Below are 19,664 nucleotides of genomic sequence, written 5' to 3'. Positions count from 1 at the left end.
AGACGGTTCTTTTAAATAACGGTTAATTATGGGCGGTAAATGATTTCGACATCGTAGTCGTCTTCATTCCAATCGTCCCAATCATCATCATCGTCATCAGAGCCTTCTTGCTGCTGCTTGATCTGTTGCTCGTGGTAATCATCCCACTTGAATTCAACCTTATTCTCTTCTGCTACTTCTTGTGTCAGCTCAACAGGTAGAGATTGAATGAATTCCATCAGATCAAACGTTAGCTGCTGGGTGTTGCCTTTATTGATCGCAGAGATTGCGTAATAAGGTTCATCCCAACCCAGCGCTTCAAGCACACGTTCGATTTGTGCTTGGGCGTCTTCTTCCGACATAAGATCCATCTTGTTAAAGACGATCCAACGTGGCTTATCCGCCAACTTATCGCTGTAGCGTTGCAGCTCTTCGATGATGGTGAAAGCATTGTCGACAGGATCTGAGCCATCAACAGGCATCAGGTCAATCATGTGTAGAAGCACACGACAACGCTCAAGGTGTTTCAAGAAGCGAATACCAAGACCCGCGCCTTCTGCCGCACCTTCGATAAGCCCTGGAATATCAGCTACCACAAAGCTCTTATCTTGCGCCACACGCACAACACCAAGACTTGGCACCAAGGTTGTGAACGGGTAATCCGCCACTTTTGGTTTAGCCGCTGATACCGCACGAATAAAGGTAGATTTACCAGCATTCGGCAAACCAAGCATACCCACATCAGCCAACAGAAGTAGCTCTAGACGCAAATGACGCAATTCACCTTTGGTACCCATACTTTTTTGGCGTGGTGCACGGTTTACTGATGATTTGAAGCGGGTGTTACCCAATCCATGCCAACCACCTTTTGCGACCATGATCTTCATATCATGTTGAGTCAGATCGGCAATCACCTCACCAGTATCTTCATCAACTGCACGTGTACCCACTGGCACTTTCAATACCAGATCGTCACCACGTTTACCGGTACAGTTACCCGCACGACCATTTTCGCCACGAAGTGCAGCATGGTAACGCTCAAAGCGGAAGTCGATCAGTGTGTTCAGGTTTTCATCAGCAAGCAGATATACATCGCCGCCGTCACCGCCATCGCCGCCATCAGGGCCACCACGGGGTACATATTTTTCACGACGGAAGCTAACGGTACCATTACCGCCATCTCCCGCTTCAACGCGGATCACCGCTTCGTCTACAAATTTCATCTTCTTCTCCATACCCAGCACGACCTAACCAGAGGCGAGGTATTACATGTCTTAGGGTTAACATTGGCGATTTAGCAGCACCCTGATGGAGCACTTTGGGCTGATGATCATAATGATCTTAGGATCAAATGCCACACTGCGTTTAATATCGTCATCGATTGTGCACGAACAAAGTGAATCGTGACACCTGTGACGTTTGCGTGACGAGAATCCTATACTTCGCTAAACGAAGTTCACGCAAATATAGCCGCTTAGTCGCCTTTAAACGCTATATATCCAAGTCACGTCAAAGAGGCAAGTCGCCTATTCTTAAAAGTCACTTGGATATACAACAAAAAGCCCCGCCGTAAGGCAGGGCTTCAGAATAAGTTCGAGTGCTATTACTCAGCTTCGATACTAATGAACTTACGGTTCTTAGGACCTTTAACTTCGAACTTCACTTTGCCATCAGTCAAAGCGAATAGAGTGTGGTCTTTACCGCAGCCTACGTTAGTGCCCGCGTGGAACTTAGTACCACGTTGACGAACGATGATGTTACCTGCAAGTACAGATTCGCCACCGAAACGCTTAACACCTAGACGTTTGCTTTCTGAATCACGGCCGTTACGAGTAGAACCGCCAGCTTTTTTATGTGCCATTTATCTCTTCTCCTAAATTAAGCGCTGATGCCAGTAATTTTGACTTCAGTGAACCACTGACGGTGGCCCATTTGCTTACGAGAATGCTTACGACGACGGAATTTAACGACTTTGATTTTGTCGCCACGACCGTGAGTAACTACTTCAGCAGTTACTTTACCGCCTGCCAGGAACGGTGCACCAACGGTAACTTCTTCACCGTTAGCAACCAGCAGAACTGAATCAAACTCAACAGATGAGCCAGTTTCAATGTCTAGCTTTTCCAAGCGAATAGTTTGGCCTTCGCTTACACGGTGTTGTTTACCACCACTTTGGAAAACTGCGTACATGGGTTTCTCCGCATTTCCGCACAGCCTACTGCGTTTAAAAAGTGAGCAGTTAGGGGTGCGCATTTAATTCATCAATAGGGCGCGAATTCTACGGCAAGATTTGCCGACTGGCAAGAGGGCAATGAAAGAAAATTGGCGAAAACCTGTCCACTGTTACTCACCCTTGTTTTTCTGACTAAAGACCCTGTGTCGAGGCGTAAATTTTAGTGTACTATCAACGCAAAAATGACAGCATCGTACTGCATTCTTCCCTTGGACCGGACGCATCAATGGATTTTAACACCATCCAAGCACTTATTGCCGATGACATGGCAAAAGTTGATAAAAAAATACTTGCGCAACTAGATTCTGACGTCGCACTCATCAACCAGCTGGGCTTTTACATCGTCAGCGGTGGAGGAAAGCGTCTGCGCCCTATGCTCGCCCTCTTGGCTGCCAAATCACTCAATTATCAGGGTGAGGGGCATGTCACCGCTGCCGCATTTGTCGAATTTATCCACACCGCAACCTTGCTCCACGATGACGTCGTGGACGAGTCTGATCTCCGTCGTGGTAAAGCGACCGCAAATGCAATGTTCGGCAATGCTGCCAGCGTACTTGTTGGCGACTTTATCTATACACGCTCATTTCAGATGATGACACAGCTTAGATCCTTGAGGATCCTCGATGTCATGAGCGAAGCCACGAACGTGATCGCTGAAGGTGAAGTGTTGCAGCTAATGAACTGCAATGATCCAGATACGTCTGAAGCCAGCTACATGCAGGTGATCTACTCAAAGACAGCCCGTTTGTTTGAGGCGGCAACGCAAATTGGTGCGATCCTTGCCGATGCACCTGAGCACCTCGAAGCGGCACTCCAAGATTATGGTCGTTATTTAGGAACGGCTTTCCAACTGATCGATGACGTGATGGATTACACATCACAAGGCGATGAGATGGGCAAAAATACTGGCGATGATCTTGCTGAAGGCAAGCCTACCCTTCCTTTACTGCACGCCATGGCTAACGGCAATGAGCAACAAGCAGCAATGATCCGTGAAGCGATCGAGCAAGGAAACGGACTTGATAAGCTGGATGCCATACTGGCCTGCATGGAACAAGTCGGCTCATTGGAATATTCGCGCCTTCGCGCAGAAGAAGAAGCAGAGAAAGCCATTCAGGCACTTTCCCCAATTCCAGAATCTCCTTATAAAGAAGCACTCAAAGCACTTGCTCATCTTGCAGTGAACCGCAAAAAGTAACGACGAAAGCGCACTTCATCGAAGTGCGTTTTTATTTCTGCTCTCTTTTATTCACCTTTTCTCTAACTCGTTTACCTGCATGGCAAGGAGCCTGTTTTGACATCTCTCATCACCAAAATCACCTTATTGCTGACATTGAGCTTTTTCCTGTTTGGCTGCACATCGAGCCATCGCCCTTCTGCCACCAGCTTTACAAGCTATGAGGATTTTCAAGCAGGACCGGAAGGAGGCGTTGATTTAGTGTGGGCGCGAATAGGTTTACGAGACGCAGAGCGACTGAAGCGTCAAATTGCTCAATATGATGCCGTCGTCATTGATCGTATTTATGTGCTTACAAATGAAGACAATGCGCTGAGTGACGAACAAATCATGGAACTAACCACTTATCTCGCGGATCGCCTTAAAAAGAAAATCACACCGTACAAACCTGTTGTGGATACGCCGATTGAAAACAGCCTACGTCTTAGCATCGCGATCAGTAATGTAGAAACCCCTAACCCTATACTCGCAATAACAAGCAGCCTATTGCCCGTTGGCTTAGGAATTTCAACCATCTCGAAGATCACAACTGGTGAACACACCAACGTCGGTAGTGCGACCATCGAACTGCTCGCAAGTGATGCAAATACAGACAAGCCACTATTTGCAGCCATCGATCGTGAAGCTGGAAACAAAGATCTCTCGACCATGATCGATTCACTTGATGACGCCAAAGATGCCATTAACTGGTGGGTAGATCGTTTAGGTCAAACCTTGAAAGGTGAATTTGGACAAAATAATTAACACGCTGGCTTCGTGTCTAAGATCGTATCACGTACTTAAAGCATGCCACGAGACGCAGTGTTAACTAACCGGGTTAGTGCTTCTTGTTCTTATTCTCGCCCAACACAGCTTAAGTAACACGAAGATATGTCTGCTCCTAGACAAAATATCAGGCATAAAAAAAGCGGCTTAGTCAGCCGCTTTTTTTGCTTCCGCTTGTGATTACTTCACAAACTCTTCACCCAAGGTGATGTCTTTACGCAGCGTGTCTAGCATGCTGTCGAGCGCTTCTTGCTCAAACGCACTCAGTGGGCCATGGTCAAGAATCTCTTCGACACCATCTTTACCCAAACGTACTGGTTGCGCGAAGAAACGAGCATATTTACCGTCACCTTCAACGTACGCGCACTCAACCACGTCTTTCTCGCCTTGTGCAGCGCGAACCAATGCCAGACCAAAACGGCAAGCCGCTTGACCCATAGAAAGCGTAGCAGAACCACCGCCAGCTTTGGCTTCAACCACTTCTGTACCCGCATTTTGGATACGTGGTGTCAATGCCGCCACTTCTTCTTCCGTAAACTCAACACCTTCAACTTGTGAAAGTAGAGGAAGAATCGTTACGCCTGAGTGGCCACCAATAACTGGAACACGTACGTTGCTGGGATCTTTACCTTTCAGCTCAGCCACGAACGTTTCTGAACGAATGATATCCAGCGTCGTGATACCAAACAGACGGTTCTTATCGTAAACACCTTTCGCTTTAAGCACTTCAGCAGCAATCGCTACTGTTGTGTTTACAGGGTTGGTAATAATACCAATCAATGCTTTAGGGCAAACATCAGCGATTTTTTCGCTAAGAGAACGAACGATACCCGCATTAACATTGAATAGATCCGAACGATCCATACCTGGCTTACGAGCAACACCCGCAGAAATCAGAACCACATCAGCACCTTCAAGTGCAGGGGTTGGATCTTCACCGCTGAAGCCTTTGATCGTTACCGGCGTTGGGATGTGGCTTAAATCAACTGCAACACCAGGGGTAACTGGAGCAATGTCATACAGAGCCAGATCTGAGCCCGCAGGCAGACGGTTTTTCAAAAGCAGGGCTAAAGCTTGACCAATGCCACCAGCGGCGCCAATCACAGCAACTTTCATCACGTTCTCCTTATTTACGATTATTGTTATATCCAGATCTTGGGATGCAGCAACTCGTCGCGGTTTACGATATAAAGCAGGCTACTGATCCCATTATGTTGACCTAAAAGCATCATACGTGGCTTTCGACAGTGCCGACAAGCTTATCAAGGTTAGGATAAGCCACGCTTCTCATTTTTCTTTTTAAAGGCCAACACAGGGCGTTAAAGGTGATAGGTGCGTCACTTTACTGCGGATTTTATTGCCCGCGACTGAATCACTATGCAAAAATGCGCCATCCTGACACGGGCAAGAAAGAAGAAATATGCGTAATTCAGACAAGCAAGACCAATTAGTGAAAGCCTTTAAAGCGATCCTAAAAGAAGAAAAATTCAGCTCGCAGGGTGAAATCGTTGATGCGCTCAAAGCGCAGGGTTATGAAAATATTAACCAATCTAAAGTCTCTCGCATGCTCACCAAATTTGGCGCAGTGCGTACCCGAAACGCAAAAATGGAAATGGTTTACTGCCTGCCAGTAGAACTTGGCGTGCCAACCACCAGTAGCCCATTGAAAGAGCTGGTGATGGATATTGATTACAACGATGCACTCGTTGTCATTCATACGGGCCCAGGTGCAGCACAACTAATCGCTCGCTTGCTCGATTCTTTGGGTAAAGCTGAGGGGATTTTAGGTGTCGTTGCTGGTGATGACACAATCTTCATTACCCCAACGCGTGCTACCACCACCCTCGCTCTCTTTAATTCCGTTTGCAGCCTGTTCGATTACAGTTGTTAATACGGTAAAAATTGCACATTAAGGCAGGATATTTTTCTAAACGTCCTGCCTACTTTTATTCCCATACATTCACACATCCTCATTAAAAATCATCTCATATTTGAGACTTTTACGTTTTCTTACTCCCAAAGCCTCAAATCGATGTGAAAAACCATGACAAAATGTACCTCTAGATTTAAATTCTTGATACAGGTTTGTTGCAAGCCAGCAACGGCTTGGCGTATTTTCTACTGAACAAACCGCGTGTTAACCAAACTTATGCTTTACAGCTGACATTGAAAGATGAAAAAAATAGCCGTATTCAACGAGCTGAAGAGATAGCCGGCTTTGACGCGGGTTAATCACACAAGATGTCAGATGTTTTTACACTTTCATTTGCCAATATAGGGACAATGGCATGACGAAGACGACCGAGACACCGCTCGACGCACAGGACATCGTCGCGCAAGCGGACACAGGTGCCCGATCACCTTCAGGGTTCCCTGGACGCATCCTTTGGTTCGTTCCATTGTGCTGGTCAATATTCCAGCTCTGGTACGCCTCTCCATTTACCGTTGCGCTAAACGACACCGAAGCGCGCTCTATTCATCTTGCGTTTGCTATTTTTCTAGCATTCACAGCTTATCCCGCACTAAAACGCTCTCCACGAGATCGTATTCCTCTCCAAGACTGGGTCTTTGCACTCTTAGGAAGTTTCGCGGCGGGATATCTGTTCCTCTTTTACTCTGAGCTTGCTACACGAGCAGGAGCCCCCACCTCATTTGATATTGTGGTTGCCGTTACTGGCATGGTGTTACTCCTAGAAGCCACACGTCGAGCACTGGGTCCACCTTTGATGGTGGTTGCCGCTGTATTCTTGATATACACCTTTGCTGGCCCTCAAATGCCAGATGTTATCGCGCACAAAGGGGCAAGCCTTAACAAAACCATGTCACATATGTGGCTAACAACCGAAGGTGTCTTTGGTGTAGCCCTTGGTGTATCGACCTCGTTTGTATTCCTGTTTGTTTTGTTCGGCGCATTGCTTGATCGTGCGGGTGCAGGTGGCTACTTCATCAAAGTCGCGTTCTCATTGCTTGGTCACATGCGTGGTGGCCCAGCAAAGGCAGCGGTTGTTGCATCAGGTCTATCTGGCCTTATCTCAGGCTCTTCTATCGCCAACGTTGTAACCACAGGTACCTTTACCATTCCGTTGATGAAACGTGTTGGCTTCCCTGGCACGAAAGCAGGCGCAGTCGAGGTTGCGGCTTCAACAAACGGTCAGCTTACGCCACCTATCATGGGTGCAGCGGCGTTCTTGATGGTGGAATACGTGGGTATTCCGTATATCGAAGTCATTAAAGCGGCTATCTTGCCCGCCATCATTTCTTACATCGCTCTGATTTATATCGTCCACCTTGAAGCCTGTAAGGCGGGTATGACAGGTTTGCCACGTCGTCATACGTCGACATTCCTACAAACCCTACAAAACATCGTGGTTATCATTATCGGTATCTGTGTACTTAGCTTCGCGGTTTACTACGGTATCGGTTGGACCAAAGACGCATACGGCGCAGCAGCAAGCCCAATTATTGGCGTGTTGATATTTGCCGCTTACGTCGCCCTCGTTCGCTACTCTGCACAATTCAAAAAGGAAGCCGTTGAAGACCCTGCGGCGACAGACCTTTCAGAAGTGCCCGATCCAGGCCCAACCGTTCGTTCAGGCCTTTACTACCTGCTACCGATCGTCGTGCTAGTGTGGTGTTTGATGGTTGAGCGCTTCTCTCCTGGTCTTTCAGCATTCTGGGCAACCATGTTCATGATGTTTATTGTTGTGACTCAGCGCCCTTTGATGGCTTTCTTCCGCAAAGAAGGTGAGTTTGCCACGGCAATAAAAGATGGCTTTGTCGACTTAGCTGAAGGTTTTGTCGCGGGTGCACGCAACATGATCGGTATTGGTGTGGCAACAGCTGCAGCGGGTATCGTTGTCGGCGTGGTTACGCTAACAGGCATCGGCTTGGTCATGACCGACTTCGTTGAGTTCATCTCTGGCGGTAACATCATTCTGATGCTGCTATTTACAGCAGTTATCAGCTTGATCTTGGGTATGGGCCTACCGACCACGGCAAACTACATCGTGGTATCGACCCTGATGGCGCCAGTTATCGTGACCTTGGGTGCGCAAGAAGGCCTGATCATTCCATTGATTGCCGTCCACTTGTTCGTGTTCTACTTCGGTATCCTCGCAGATGATACCCCACCTGTAGGCTTGGCCGCATTTGCCGCCGCAGCGATCGCGAAATCAGACCCCATAAAAACGGGTATCCAAGGCTTTACCTACGATATTCGAACCGCGATTTTGCCATTCATGTTCATCTTCAATACACAGCTGTTGTTGATGGATCTTGATGGGCCTCTACATCTGTTCCTTACCATCTTCTCAGCGGTCGTCGCCATGTTGGTGTTTTCTGCCGCCACACAAGGTTGGTGGCTGACGAAGAACAAATGGTACGAAACCGTATTAATGCTGTTGATCACATTCGCATTGTTCCGCCCAGGTTTCTTCTGGGATGAACTTTACGCACCAACTAACGATTATGCAGGCACAGAAATCATCAAAGTGGCAGAGACATTGCCTGATGGCCAAACCCTGAACATTCAAGTGAAGGGTGAGAATATCGACGGCAACATCGTGACTAAACACGTTCACCTCCCTGTTGATACCGCACAAGCAGAAGGCTTGGCGCGTGTCTTATCGACAGGTTTAGAACTGCGTGACGAAGACGGTGGAAAGTACATCGACATGATTCAATTTGGTAGTCCCGCAGAAAAGGCAGGTATCGACTTCGACTGGGAAGTGGTTCAAGTCAGCACACCTGCAGAACGACCAATGAAAGAATGGGTGTTTGTACCCACCTTGCTGCTACTGGCTGGTCTGGGGTGGAACCAACGTCGCCGCCTGAAGCAAACGGCATAAAAACGGTCGGGGCCTTGCGCCCCGCCGGATTACTTTAACGAAGAGAGTGTAATCCATGTATAAGCACATTCTGGTCCCGGTTGATTTGAATGATGAACACTTCGGTGATAAAGCCGTTGAGCATGCCGTTTGGTTAGCTTCGCAAACAGGGGCAACCTTGCATTTGTTAACTGCATTACCCGGTATTCATAACTCCATGGTCGCTTCATACTTCCCTGAAGATGCTGCGCTCAAAATGAAACAAGACGTTCAGGACAGCTTAAAAGCATTCGCCAAGCGAATGATCCCTGAAGGCATTGCCTACGATTATTCGGTGGCCGAAGGCAAACCCTATAAGGTGATTGTGAAATCGGCAGAGCGTCTTGGCTGTGATTTGATTGTCATGCCAAGCCACAAGCGCTCACGCACGAATAAGCTACTTATTGGCTCTGTTGCCACCAAAGTCCTTGAGCAATCTAAAGTCAACGTGTTGATTTTAAAGCCTCAGTAAAACTGATTGCTTGGTAGAGCTGGCATAAAAAGGGACGGTAGATACCGTCCCTTTTTATTTGGAAACCGATCGATCACTTTCATGACCGTTGATCATAGCCCCAGCGCGGCACCAAACCTTGCTCAACACCAAGATGATCCAAAATGCGCGCAACCATGAAATCAACCAGATCGTCGATCGTTTGAGGTTGATGATAAAAACCTGGCGCAGCCGGCATGATGGTGACGCCCATCTTAGAAAGCTTGAGCATATTCTCTAAATGCAGCGTCGAAAACGGCGTTTCGCGAACCACCAACAACAATTGGCCTCGCTCTTTTAGCACCACATCCGCAGCACGTTCAGCCAAGTTATCCGACATACCATGAGCAATCGCAGCAAGTGAGCCCGCAGAACATGGACACACAACCATCTGCTTTGGCGCAGCCGAGCCAGACGCTACAGGAGAAAACCAATCCTCCTTGCCACACACATTCAACTTATCCGTCGACACAGTAAGGTGCTTTGTCAGCGCCTTTTTTGCGGCATCGGGGCCGGATGGCAGCTTTAAACCATGCTCGGTCGCCAACACCACACGCGCCGCAGATGAAATTAGCAGATAGACCTCATAGTCTGCTGCCAACAAACATTCCAACAAGCGAATGCCGTAAGGCGCACCAGATGCACCACTCCACGCAAGCGTGATACGTTTGTCGTTTTTCGCCAAGTTAACCATGCGCCTCCAAGGTGTCACGGTTTGATTTTTTGCTCTCTAACGCTGCTTTCAGCTTGTCATGAATACCGCCAAAACCGCCGTTACTCATGACCAATATCACGTCGCCACGGCCTACATTTGACGCAATGGAAGCGACCAGCGCGTCAATATCATCAAAACACTCAGACGGTGCGCTACACGCATCAGCAACTTCTTTTACCGACCATTTGATGTGGTCAGGTTGGAACAACGTCACTGTGTCAGCACAGTCCAAAGACGGGGCAATATCATCTTTATGTACGCCAAGCTTCATGGTGTTGGATCTTGGTTCTAGGATCGCATGAATACGTCGCTCACCCACTTTCGCACGCAAGCCTTCCAATGTAGTTTTAATGGCAGTTGGGTGATGGGCAAAATCGTCATAAACGGTGATGCCTGCGAAATCACCTTTGTGCTCAAGACGGCGTTTTGTGTTGATGAAAGATCCTAACGATTCACAGGCCAAATCTGACGTAACACCCACATGTCGCGCTGCGGCGATGGTCATCAGTGCGTTGCTGACATTATGATCGCCAATCAAGTCCCACTTGACCGTACCAACACACTCGCCTTCAAACCACACATCAAATTCGCTACCATCAATGACACATTTTTCAGCTTTCCATAAGCCATCTTCACCGGCAAACTCAAGCTCGCTCCAACATCCCATGTCTAAGGTGTCTTTGACATTCACATCCTCAGCAGGCGCAATGATGCGACCAAGACTTGGAACGGTGCGCACCAAATGGTGGAATTGGCGCCTTATCGCAGCAAGATCGTCAAAGATGTCCGCATGATCGAACTCTAAGTTGTTCAAAATCAAAGTGCGTGGATGGTAGTGAACGAACTTTGATCGTTTGTCGAAAAAGGCACTGTCATACTCGTCCGCTTCTACCACGAAAAACATACTCTCACCCAATCGCGCCGACACACCGAAATTGCCTGGTACACCGCCAATCAAAAAGCCCGGCTGGTAGCCGCAATCTTCAAGTACCCAAGCTAACATGCTGGCCGTCGTGGTTTTGCCATGGGTTCCTGCCACCGCTAGCACCCAACGATCTTTAAGTAAGAATTCAAGCAACCACTGCGGACCTGACGTGTAATTCAGATTTTTATCAAGGACATATTCAACGCAAGGATTACCTCGGCTCATCGCATTACCAACGACAATGAGATCAGGCGCGGGATCAAGCTGAGAAGGATCGTAACCTTGAATGATTTCGATCCCTTGAGATTCAAGCAATGTGCTCATTGGAGGGTACACATTGGCGTCACAGCCTGTGACTTTATGGCCCAATTGTCGGGCTAAGATGGCTGCGCCACCCATGAAGGTGCCACAAATTCCTAAAATATGTATATGCATAACGCTTCGTCAGCCTTGAAAGTCACTTTATCTTGGTGTGCACCGCGCTGCGATCACAGTTCCAAGCTCGTTCAAATTACTTCGTTACTATTAAAAAGTTCTACACTTTAAACTCGGTAACAAGTTGATTTACTGTTCAGATGTTGCGCAATTCTTGGATGCTCTTCTGTTTGGCATCCGTCTTATGTCTACATTGAAAAGAGTAACTCAACATAGAAAGTAAGGAGCATTTTTGCCTATTGCTTGTGGCGTGTGCCTCTTTGTTTTCAAGCATCTTACCCAAGAATTTAGTTACAGACATCAAAAGGATCTGAAATGTCAGATATGCGAACACTTGGCGAGTTCATCGTCGAAAAACAGCATGAATACCCCCATGCCAGTGGCGAACTGAGCTCGCTCCTGTCTTCTATCCGACTCGCAGCTAAAATCGTCCACCGCGAAATCAACAAAGCGGGCTTGGTTGATATTACTGGTGCGTTTGGTAGTGAAAATGTGCAAGGCGAACAACAACAAAAACTCGACGTCTATGCCAATGAAAAATTTAAGTCTGCCATGGCTGCAAGGGATCAAGTCTGTGGCGTTGCCAGCGAAGAGGAAGATGACGCAGTTATTTTCGACAACGCGCAAGGGCATAACGCTAAATACGTCATATTGATGGATCCGCTCGACGGCTCTTCCAACATCGACGTAAACGTCTCCGTAGGAACTATCTTCTCCATCTACCGCCGTGTGTCTCCGATTGGAAGTTCAGCAACGATGGAAGATTTCCTACAACCTGGAAACCAGCAAGTGGCAGCAGGCTATATCATTTATGGCTCATCCACCATGCTGGTTTACACCACAGGCAATGGCGTTCATGGTTTCACCTATGACCCATCAATCGGTGTGTTCTGTTTATCACATGAAAACATGCGCATTCCCGATCAAGGCAGCATGTACTCGATCAACGAAGGCAACTACATCAAGTTTCCATTGGGTGTGAAGAAGTACCTGAAATACTGCCAAGAAAATGAGCCTGAAGATAACCGCCCTTACACATCGCGCTACATCGGTTCTTTGGTGTCAGACTTCCACCGCAACATGCTCAAAGGCGGCATCTATTTATATCCGAGCACCGCAGCTTACCCAAGCGGTAAACTTCGCCTGCTTTACGAGTGCAATCCCATGTCATTCATCATGGAGCAAGCTGGCGGTAAAGCGTCAGACGGGAAGCAACGCATCCTAGATATCAAACCCACCGAGCTTCATCAACGTGTCCCCTACTTTGTCGGCTCAACCGACATGGTGAACAAAGTGGAAGCATTCTTAAAAGATAACCCTGATCAGGATTAAGACATGAAGAAGCCCGCTGCAGCGGGCTTCTTATTCACCTTCAATCCAATGTTTATGGTCGATCCGTTATCTACTTAATGCTGAACTGATAGAGCAGATCCACCGCATTATCTGCGCCCGATACTGCTTCAACATACAAATCTTTCAGCAAGCGATAGCGCACAGTGAATTCAGGTAAGCTGGTGAAAATACCCACGCCATATTTGACTTGAAGACCAGGTAGTATGTAACCCGACACTTCCACCATCTCATCATTACCGCTGCCAGATGTGTCCACACTCAAATCTTGCACGCCAAAAGCTTCACCAATTTGTCCAACCAATTTACCGCTTTGAGAGAGCCCAAGACCAATCAGCATGGACGTCATGGCATTGCCATCGGATTCACTGTCCAGATTCTGTCCACGCGTAAGATAAGAGAGCGCATTTGCTTGTGGCATAGCAGGTTCCGAAAACACGCTCACTTCAGGTGCATCTGCAGGGCCTGTTACACGGATACCCGCTTCAACCCCATCCTCAATGGCATCAGGGTTGCGGATCGCCTCGATCTGAAGATACGGTTGCTCTGGCGGCCCATTAAACAGGATCTGCCCTTTTTGGATCAGCAAATCTTGACCAAACGATCGATACGTTCCTTCCTCTAAATTGATTTCGCCGCTAACACTTGGGCCTTTATTGTTACTACCAACATCGAGTTTGCCGACCAGATTTGTTTTTAAACCAAAAGCTTCAAGTCGCACATCGTCGCCGATATTGACACCAATTTTGGCGTTAATCGTGATAGGAGAGGCTTCCGTTTCATTAATCGGCTTAAGCTCATTATTCAAAATGACCACATCACTTGAAACCTGCACCGCTGATGGAGGAAGAGACTCAACAACAATCCGCCCCCAAGGTACTGAGACATTGCCAGTGACATCAATTTTCTTTGGCGTCGCTTTCAATGTCATATCAGGGCTGACCTCAAGTGCCACCATAGGTGGCACCACGACTTTCAAACGCTGACCTTTAACATTTAAAGACGCTAGCCAAGCATGGATGTCTCGCCAATCCGCATTCCCCAGCAACACCAAATCGCCATCGGGCGTTTTAATATCGCCATTTATACGTCCTTGCTGACCAAACAATCCAATCGTGACCTGACCTTGTTTCACTTCCACAGGCGCAGACAAGCTTTGTAGTTTCAGATCAGTCAACTTGATACTGCCCGTAGCGTTAGGCGCATCAAGATCGCCAGTGATCTTCACACTGCCGTTGATCATTCCCGCTAACTCCGTATCCTCACCAAGCAAAGGCGCCAATAAATCGAGGTTAAGCGCATCGATATCGAAGGTGCTTTGTAAAGCTCGCTTCGTCCCCTTCAGGTTGGTCATGAGTGCGTTGAGTGAGATGGAGCCATTGTTGGCTATATCAATCAACACATCGGCATTGAGCTTGTCATCTTTGAGCGTGGCATTCACCGTACTCGTGTTCCAACCGAGAGTGAAAGGTTGGTCGAGTTGCTCAACAATCTGTCCTTTATCAAGGGTAATGTTTGCTTTCACCGTCGGAAGTGCTTTCGGCTGCCATGCTACATCAGCATTGGCATCAAGCTGACCTGACAATGTTGTGGTGACGGGAAGAAAAGACTGAAGAATATCAAGATTAAAGTCGACGATAGACACCTGTGCTGCGCCACTGTCTGACACAGAAATAGGCTTATCTAAACAGATTTGGCTTTGACCTTGTGTCCAACAAAATGCACCAACATCAACCTGATTGGTTTTCAGTGAATAGCTCAGGGGGACATCGTGTTCCAATGTCCAAGGGCCAACCGGCGTCGTGAGCTTGGAGGCGTATAGCGTGCCTTTCCAGCCCTCTTCACGATCAAGGCTACCTCGCAGCGCTATGTCTGTGCCAACAGGGGTTCCTTTCATTGAAAGTGATAGTGTTTGATCTGTCTCATCGCCTGAAGCTCGCAACGCCAACTGAGAAACATCGACACCTTCGGCCTTTAGGCCCGACACATCAAAAATCAAGCCACCACTCACAATGGGGAGCGGTGTCACCGAGCCTCGCACATTGACACTTTGCACCGTCACTAGCTCTTCCCAACTCAATGTATTCGCATTTAACGTCATTGCAGCCGTTGGCTTATCAAGCGTTCCAGACAGCACCACATCACCTTGAACACTGCCTCCTGCTTGCGGCAAAGAGGCTGACAATGTGGGTAGATTGAGTTTCACAGCAAGGTCGAGTTCTTTGTCGATTTTGCCCGTGACAGAAACCTTATTCGGACCATGAGCTAACAACAAACCGTTCGTCTCGACCTTCAAGTCTCCACTGCCTTGCACGTCAGAGGCATCAAGTTGTCCCGCCAAGGTCAGTGCCTGATCGCGGATGATGCCCTGAATATCGAGCTCAGGAAGCATCACTTTCCAGCCCCCCTGCGCCGTCAACTCTCCCGCATTCTTGACCTTACCCGTGAGTTTGCCTTCCGCTTCAGGCCATTTGATCCCCGGTTGAATATCGGTGAAGTCGAGTGCCGTTTTCCACTTCACACGGTCAGCCCAGCTCACGTTGGCTGTGCCCGCGACGCTTCCACCTAAGGTATCTAGTGAAAAGTCGCTCAATGAAATCTCGGACAAATTGCCACGGAGTTTCGTGGAAAGCGCCATATCAGGGATCACATCCCCAGTGGCAGAGGTTTTTAGCGACGCGCTGTAGCGCTTGAGACTACCATTCGCGTTGAGCGCTGTTGATGTCAGCCGATACTCTGCTGGCTTATCAATAGGCCACTGTAAATTCCGACTCGTCAGCATCAGATTAAAAGGCAAATTAGGATCGAGCACATTCAGATTGCCAGAAAGGTTTGCTTTCAATGTGCCATTGAGTTGCGCCCCTAACGCTAAGTTGGATAGATCGCCGCTCGCATCCAGTGTCAGTGAATGACCACCTAATGGAGGCATGCGAATGTTCGCATCAGCCACCAACTTAAGTGGATAATCCCCTTTCAGTGAAATATCAGCGTTAAGGGAAACTTTGCCTTGCTCGGCATCAAGCACTAACTCTGAGAGAGTTACGTCGTGACCTTCGGCTTTACCCACCAGCAGAAACTGATGAATCACCTGCTTTTCTGGCAGCAGTAACGTAGCATCACTAAGCTCAAAGCGCTCCACCACCACGTTTAGAGGTAACGACACGTCAGGCAAAACAAGAGGTGAATCCCCATCATCTTTTTTGCTCTGATTGTTGGCATCATCAGACGCCGGATCTTGGCTGCTGCTTGATGCCGCCAGTTCCACCATCACGCCCCGCCATACAGTCGGTTTTAGTGTCAACGTACTGCGTTGCATTTGGGCTTCGGTGGTCAGCGTATCCCAATGCGCCTTGGTACCCAGGATATCGAGTGAAATATCACTCAATGAAACACCTTTGAGGAAAATAGGGATTGGCGAAGAAATCTCAGTAAGAGGTGCAGACTCGGTTTCAGGAGCAGGGTCGGCGGCAGAGTCACTCTCTTTCACGATCACCGTCAGCCCGTCGGCTGTTAGCCCCTCAATACACAATGCTGGGCCGCTCAAACACTTGCTCTCAATGTCGAGAGACAACGTGTTTCCGGTCAGCGAAAACGCAGTGTCCTGATACGACAGCCCTTCAAGGGTAAAGCCATTAAGCAACGCACCTTGGCTGCGCTCAATCGTCAATTCAGGTAATGCCTCTTGCGCCGCCCAAACTGCAATTCTGACCCCTGCAGGTGTTAGCAATAGCGTCCCGACAGTGAGTACGATGAGAACCAATAAAAGTACGATGACGACGGCGAAACGATTTAACCAGCGCATTACAGTTCAGGACCTAAACTAAAGTGGATCATGAAGTTATCATCTTTGTTCTCAAATCCATGTGCGACATCGAGACTGATGGGCCCAACAGGAGACTCCCACCGAACGCCAACACCGACAGACGTTTTCCAGTCAGGCGAACTGCTGGTCCAAGCATCACCAGCATCAGCAAACAAAGCAGCCCACCAATTTCCAGACACGCGATAATTGTATTCCAGCGACCCGGTCGCCAAATAGCTACCACCTTCAAGTTTCCCTTTATCATCTTTTGGCGAAATTGATTCATAGCTATAACCGCGAATGCTATTGTCGCCACCCGCAAAAAAGCGCAGTGACGGCGGCACGCGCTCAAATTCATCCGTAAACACCCCACCGCCACCAGCTCGGTAGATGAACCGATTATTTTGGTTAAGGCTACGAATCCAAGCCGTTTGACCAACTACCCGATAGAGATTGATGTCCGAGCCCCAAATGGGATCCGCCATTTCGAAGGTGATCGACTGTTTATCCCCCCACGAGGGCATTGCACCGCCTCGGCTTCGCACCCGTGAAAAGTTAATACCTGGCAATATGAGGTTGGAGATATCTGACACACTGGCTTGGGTGTAATCGGAATACAACCAACGCAAATACACTGATCGCTGCCAGCCCGTGTCATATTTCCAGTGGCGAGAAACTGACGAAGTTAGCTCCAAGCTTTTCGTGTCGTTGTTATCAACATTTTCAAGACCCACCTGTACTTGATAATACTCACGCTGAACGTCAGCAAGCGGGATTTTATAGGTTGATTCGAGTGTTTGCTTAGGGCTAGACACATACAAATCAGTATTCAAACTGTGCCCACGACTATTGAACCAAGGCTTTTTCCAGCCGATTTTGACTCGCGGCCCAACATCAGTGGAGTAGCCAACACCCGTTTCAAATTGGTTGCGTGGGGCGGGCTCCAAGCTCACAGAAATAGGTACACGATCATCACGTAGCTCGTTCAAGCCCGCTTCCACAAGTACGGATGAAAACCATCCTGTATTGGCCAATGCTTGATTGAAGGCCCCCAAATCACTGACTAGGTATGGTTCTCCTTCCCCGAAGGTCAACATACTGCTCAAACGCTCTTCGTTGATTTGACTGTTGTGATAGTAAACGTTGCCAAAGTGATAACGCATACCACTGCTGAAATGCAGTCGGAGAAATGCTTGATTTAGACCGGGAGCGACTTCCAAACGCGTCAGGGTGTAATCCGCGTCGAAATAGCCCCGACGTATCGCAAGGCTTTGAATAGCCGATTTTAACGCGTCGTATTTTCCTTGATTAAGGATCTCACCCTTTTTGGGTGCACCTTCCAATAACGTTTTGAACGCAGGATCTTTTTTAGCATCACCAGTAAGCTGAATATCGACTTCTGAAATAATAACCGGCTGACCGGGGTCTATATTCAGCAAGACGGTAGCATCGGTGTCTGATTGCTTTTCAACCGTGTAGTTAATTTGGGGAGAGTAATAGCCTAATGCCTGTAAGGCTTTCTTGATTTCATCCGTCACTCGAGCTTGTAAGCGAAAATTAAGGCGACGCTCATTCTCAGGAATAGCATCGATGTACACACTGACATTATCCATCAACGCGTCATCAAGACCTTTGATATCGAAGTCAACATCGGCAATGGCTACGCCAGGTAGCCACACTGCACCACTCAATAACCAAGATAGTAATCGTTTTTTAATCATTAACCGTACGTTCTCTCTCATCCTGAGAGCCATTTTAATTCTTACTGAACAATATGACCCCTTATATGCACCGATGTTTTGTTGCAAAGTTGCATCAAACCACGATAAATATGGGTTCAGTAACATGCAGACAAAAAGGAGTCACGGCATGCTCAACAACAAACAATCGGCTGTCACCGCTGAACAAGCGCTTCCCAACCGAATGACGGAAATTATTCCGGCTGAAACACATGCCGTCAATGGCGCGCCACTCAGTAAAATCACGCCTGAGGGTCAAGGACAGATATTACTCGGAATGGGGTGCTTCTGGGGGGCTGAACGTCTTTTTTGGAAACTAGACGGCGTCTTATCAACATCTGTCGGCTATAGCGGTGGATATACCATCAACCCAACCTATCAAGACGTGTGTACCGCACAGACGGGACATACCGAAATTGTCCAAGTGATTTACGATCCTAGCGTCGTATCCTTGGAAGCTATTCTGACACACTTTTGGCAAAGTCATGATCCCACACAGGGAATGCGTCAGGGAAATGACGTCGGCACTCAATATCGCTCAGCGATTTACTATTTCGATGATGCGCAAAAAGCCGTTGCGCTAGCGAGTAAAAATGCCTATCAAGCAGCGCTAGTCGACGCTGGGAAACCAGCAGAAATCACAACAGAAATTGCACAGGCTGGCCCGTATTACTTTGCGGAAACCTACCATCAGCAATATCTTCATAAAAATCCAAATGGCTACTGCGGCATTGGTGGTACAGGTGTCTGCTTACCTCCTTGGGAGCGATAATCTATCGTTCGTAAAGCGAGCAGTTAGCGCTTTGGGGCCTCGATGGCTGGAAACATACAAGCTTAAAGGCTTAAAAATAACGCTTAGAAACGCAAAACGCCCGTCATCGACGGGCGTTTTTTCACTTCGTGAGCGTACAGTAAGTTGCTACGCAGCGGCAGCTGTCATCGCTCGAATCTCATTATTCACTTCGGTCATCACGCTCAGCGCACGTTTGTCTTTTTTCTCTGGCGGCAACAGTCTACCCCCATCAAACTCAAACGCACCGATGCCATCAATATAGAGCCTTCCGCGAAAGAAACCTTTCACGTAGCGGGCAACCTGACGTGGGCGGTATTGATTAAAAATACGCAGCAT

General features: G+C 48.0%; 16 protein-coding genes. 7 read left to right on the top strand and 9 right to left on the bottom strand.

Annotated elements, in window-relative coordinates:
• Window positions 1–26: 26 nt before the first annotated feature.
• From cgtA to rplU, 3 genes are all read right to left on the bottom strand, one after another.
• Window positions 27–1,202: an Obg family GTPase CgtA gene (gene cgtA / locus L4D06_RS12630; protein WP_429739731.1), complete on the bottom strand. Its 1,176-nt coding sequence runs from the start codon at window positions 1,200–1,202 to the stop codon at window positions 27–29.
• Window positions 1,203–1,582: 380 nt separating this feature from the next.
• Window positions 1,583–1,840, bottom strand: coding sequence for a 50S ribosomal protein L27 (rpmA, locus tag L4D06_RS12625; RefSeq protein WP_028023518.1), 258 nt, complete (start codon window positions 1,838–1,840; stop codon window positions 1,583–1,585).
• A 17-nt stretch (window positions 1,841–1,857) separates the two neighbouring features.
• Window positions 1,858–2,169 carry a 50S ribosomal protein L21 gene (gene rplU / locus L4D06_RS12620; RefSeq protein ID WP_274164718.1) on the bottom strand — a complete coding sequence of 104 codons (312 nt, stop codon included), beginning with the start codon at window positions 2,167–2,169 and terminating at the stop codon, window positions 1,858–1,860.
• Window positions 2,170–2,438: 269 nt separating this feature from the next.
• On the opposite strand from rplU, the gene ispB reads away from it, so the two are divergent.
• Window positions 2,439–3,410, top strand: coding sequence for an octaprenyl diphosphate synthase (ispB, locus tag L4D06_RS12615; protein ID WP_429739729.1), 972 nt, complete (start codon window positions 2,439–2,441; stop codon window positions 3,408–3,410).
• 96 nt (window positions 3,411–3,506) lie between these two features.
• Entirely contained in the window at window positions 3,507–4,193 is a 687-nt protein-coding gene (locus L4D06_RS12610; protein ID WP_429739728.1) for a DUF3313 domain-containing protein, read from the top strand.
• A 201-nt stretch (window positions 4,194–4,394) separates the two neighbouring features.
• On the opposite strand, the gene mdh is transcribed toward L4D06_RS12610, so the two are convergent.
• Window positions 4,395–5,330, bottom strand: coding sequence for a malate dehydrogenase (gene mdh / locus L4D06_RS12605; protein ID WP_274164715.1), 936 nt, complete (start codon window positions 5,328–5,330; stop codon window positions 4,395–4,397).
• Window positions 5,331–5,634: 304 nt separating this feature from the next.
• Here mdh and argR point away from each other — a divergent pair, with 304 nt between their 5' ends.
• The 3 genes from argR to L4D06_RS12590 all read left to right on the top strand — a co-directional run bounded on the left by argR (window position 5,635) and on the right by L4D06_RS12590 (window position 9,551).
• Window positions 5,635–6,105, top strand: coding sequence for a transcriptional regulator ArgR (gene argR / locus L4D06_RS12600; RefSeq protein WP_429739726.1), 471 nt, complete (start codon window positions 5,635–5,637; stop codon window positions 6,103–6,105).
• A gap of 397 nt (window positions 6,106–6,502) precedes the next feature.
• A complete protein-coding gene (locus tag L4D06_RS12595) occupies window positions 6,503–9,061 on the top strand; it encodes a TRAP transporter permease (protein ID WP_274164713.1) in 2,559 nt (852 codons plus the stop codon).
• A 55-nt stretch (window positions 9,062–9,116) separates the two neighbouring features.
• The gene (locus tag L4D06_RS12590; RefSeq protein ID WP_274164712.1) at window positions 9,117–9,551 is read left to right on the top strand and encodes a universal stress protein; all 435 of its coding nucleotides are present in this window, start codon (window positions 9,117–9,119) and stop codon (window positions 9,549–9,551) included.
• A gap of 79 nt (window positions 9,552–9,630) precedes the next feature.
• On the opposite strand, the gene L4D06_RS12585 is transcribed toward L4D06_RS12590, so the two are convergent.
• Together L4D06_RS12585 and mpl are read right to left on the bottom strand one after the other, a co-directional pair.
• Window positions 9,631–10,263 carry a flavin prenyltransferase UbiX gene (locus L4D06_RS12585; protein ID WP_429739724.1) on the bottom strand — a complete coding sequence of 211 codons (633 nt, stop codon included), beginning with the start codon at window positions 10,261–10,263 and terminating at the stop codon, window positions 9,631–9,633.
• Window positions 10,256–11,644: a UDP-N-acetylmuramate:L-alanyl-gamma-D-glutamyl-meso-diaminopimelate ligase gene (gene mpl / locus L4D06_RS12580; protein WP_429739723.1), complete on the bottom strand. Its 1,389-nt coding sequence runs from the start codon at window positions 11,642–11,644 to the stop codon at window positions 10,256–10,258. The genes L4D06_RS12585 and mpl overlap by 8 nt, the downstream gene beginning before the upstream one ends.
• Before the next feature lie 315 nt (window positions 11,645–11,959).
• On the opposite strand from mpl, the gene fbp reads away from it, so the two are divergent.
• The gene (fbp, locus tag L4D06_RS12575) at window positions 11,960–12,976 is read left to right on the top strand and encodes a class 1 fructose-bisphosphatase (protein ID WP_274164709.1); all 1,017 of its coding nucleotides are present in this window, start codon (window positions 11,960–11,962) and stop codon (window positions 12,974–12,976) included.
• A 70-nt stretch (window positions 12,977–13,046) separates the two neighbouring features.
• Here the strand turns inward: fbp and tamB are convergent, their stop codons facing one another.
• Both tamB and tamA read right to left on the bottom strand, forming a co-directional pair.
• Window positions 13,047–16,796: an autotransporter assembly complex protein TamB gene (gene tamB / locus L4D06_RS12570; RefSeq protein ID WP_429739721.1), complete on the bottom strand. Its 3,750-nt coding sequence runs from the start codon at window positions 16,794–16,796 to the stop codon at window positions 13,047–13,049.
• A complete protein-coding gene (gene tamA / locus L4D06_RS12565; protein ID WP_429739720.1) occupies window positions 16,796–18,517 on the bottom strand; it encodes an autotransporter assembly complex protein TamA in 1,722 nt (573 codons plus the stop codon). Before tamA ends, tamB begins: the two co-directional genes overlap by 1 nt.
• Before the next feature lie 148 nt (window positions 18,518–18,665).
• Between tamA and msrA the strand changes: the two genes are divergently transcribed.
• Window positions 18,666–19,307 carry a peptide-methionine (S)-S-oxide reductase MsrA gene (gene msrA, locus L4D06_RS12560; protein WP_429739719.1) on the top strand — a complete coding sequence of 214 codons (642 nt, stop codon included), beginning with the start codon at window positions 18,666–18,668 and terminating at the stop codon, window positions 19,305–19,307.
• A gap of 147 nt (window positions 19,308–19,454) precedes the next feature.
• Here the strand turns inward: msrA and L4D06_RS12555 are convergent, their stop codons facing one another.
• The gene (locus L4D06_RS12555) at window positions 19,455–19,664 is read right to left on the bottom strand and encodes a DUF1107 domain-containing protein (RefSeq protein ID WP_028023504.1); all 210 of its coding nucleotides are present in this window, start codon (window positions 19,662–19,664) and stop codon (window positions 19,455–19,457) included.

It is taken from the genome of Enterovibrio makurazakiensis, assembly GCF_050336585.1.
Classification (GTDB): Bacteria; Pseudomonadota; Gammaproteobacteria; order Enterobacterales; family Vibrionaceae; genus Enterovibrio; species Enterovibrio gelatinilyticus.
This window is presented reverse-complemented; position numbering and strand designations above follow the sequence as displayed.

Coding starts and splice junctions, on each gene's coding strand:
- cgtA (WP_429739731.1), bottom strand. CDS start 1,202: ATGAAATTTGTAGACGAAGCGGTGATCCGCGTTGAAGCGGGAGATGGC.
- rpmA (WP_028023518.1), bottom strand. CDS start 1,840: ATGGCACATAAAAAAGCTGGCGGTTCTACTCGTAACGGCCGTGATTCA.
- rplU (WP_274164718.1), bottom strand. CDS start 2,169: ATGTACGCAGTTTTCCAAAGTGGTGGTAAACAACACCGTGTAAGCGAA.
- ispB (WP_429739729.1), top strand. CDS start 2,439: ATGGATTTTAACACCATCCAAGCACTTATTGCCGATGACATGGCAAAA.
- mdh (WP_274164715.1), bottom strand. CDS start 5,330: ATGAAAGTTGCTGTGATTGGCGCCGCTGGTGGCATTGGTCAAGCTTTA.
- argR (WP_429739726.1), top strand. CDS start 5,635: ATGCGTAATTCAGACAAGCAAGACCAATTAGTGAAAGCCTTTAAAGCG.
- L4D06_RS12595 (WP_274164713.1), top strand. CDS start 6,503: ATGACGAAGACGACCGAGACACCGCTCGACGCACAGGACATCGTCGCG.
- L4D06_RS12590 (WP_274164712.1), top strand. CDS start 9,117: ATGTATAAGCACATTCTGGTCCCGGTTGATTTGAATGATGAACACTTC.
- L4D06_RS12585 (WP_429739724.1), bottom strand. CDS start 10,263: ATGGTTAACTTGGCGAAAAACGACAAACGTATCACGCTTGCGTGGAGT.
- mpl (WP_429739723.1), bottom strand. CDS start 11,644: ATGCATATACATATTTTAGGAATTTGTGGCACCTTCATGGGTGGCGCA.
- fbp (WP_274164709.1), top strand. CDS start 11,960: ATGTCAGATATGCGAACACTTGGCGAGTTCATCGTCGAAAAACAGCAT.
- tamB (WP_429739721.1), bottom strand. CDS start 16,796: ATGCGCTGGTTAAATCGTTTCGCCGTCGTCATCGTACTTTTATTGGTT.
- tamA (WP_429739720.1), bottom strand. CDS start 18,517: ATGATTAAAAAACGATTACTATCTTGGTTATTGAGTGGTGCAGTGTGG.
- msrA (WP_429739719.1), top strand. CDS start 18,666: ATGCTCAACAACAAACAATCGGCTGTCACCGCTGAACAAGCGCTTCCC.
- L4D06_RS12555 (WP_028023504.1), bottom strand. CDS start 19,664: ATGCTGCGTATTTTTAATCAATACCGCCCACGTCAGGTTGCCCGCTAC.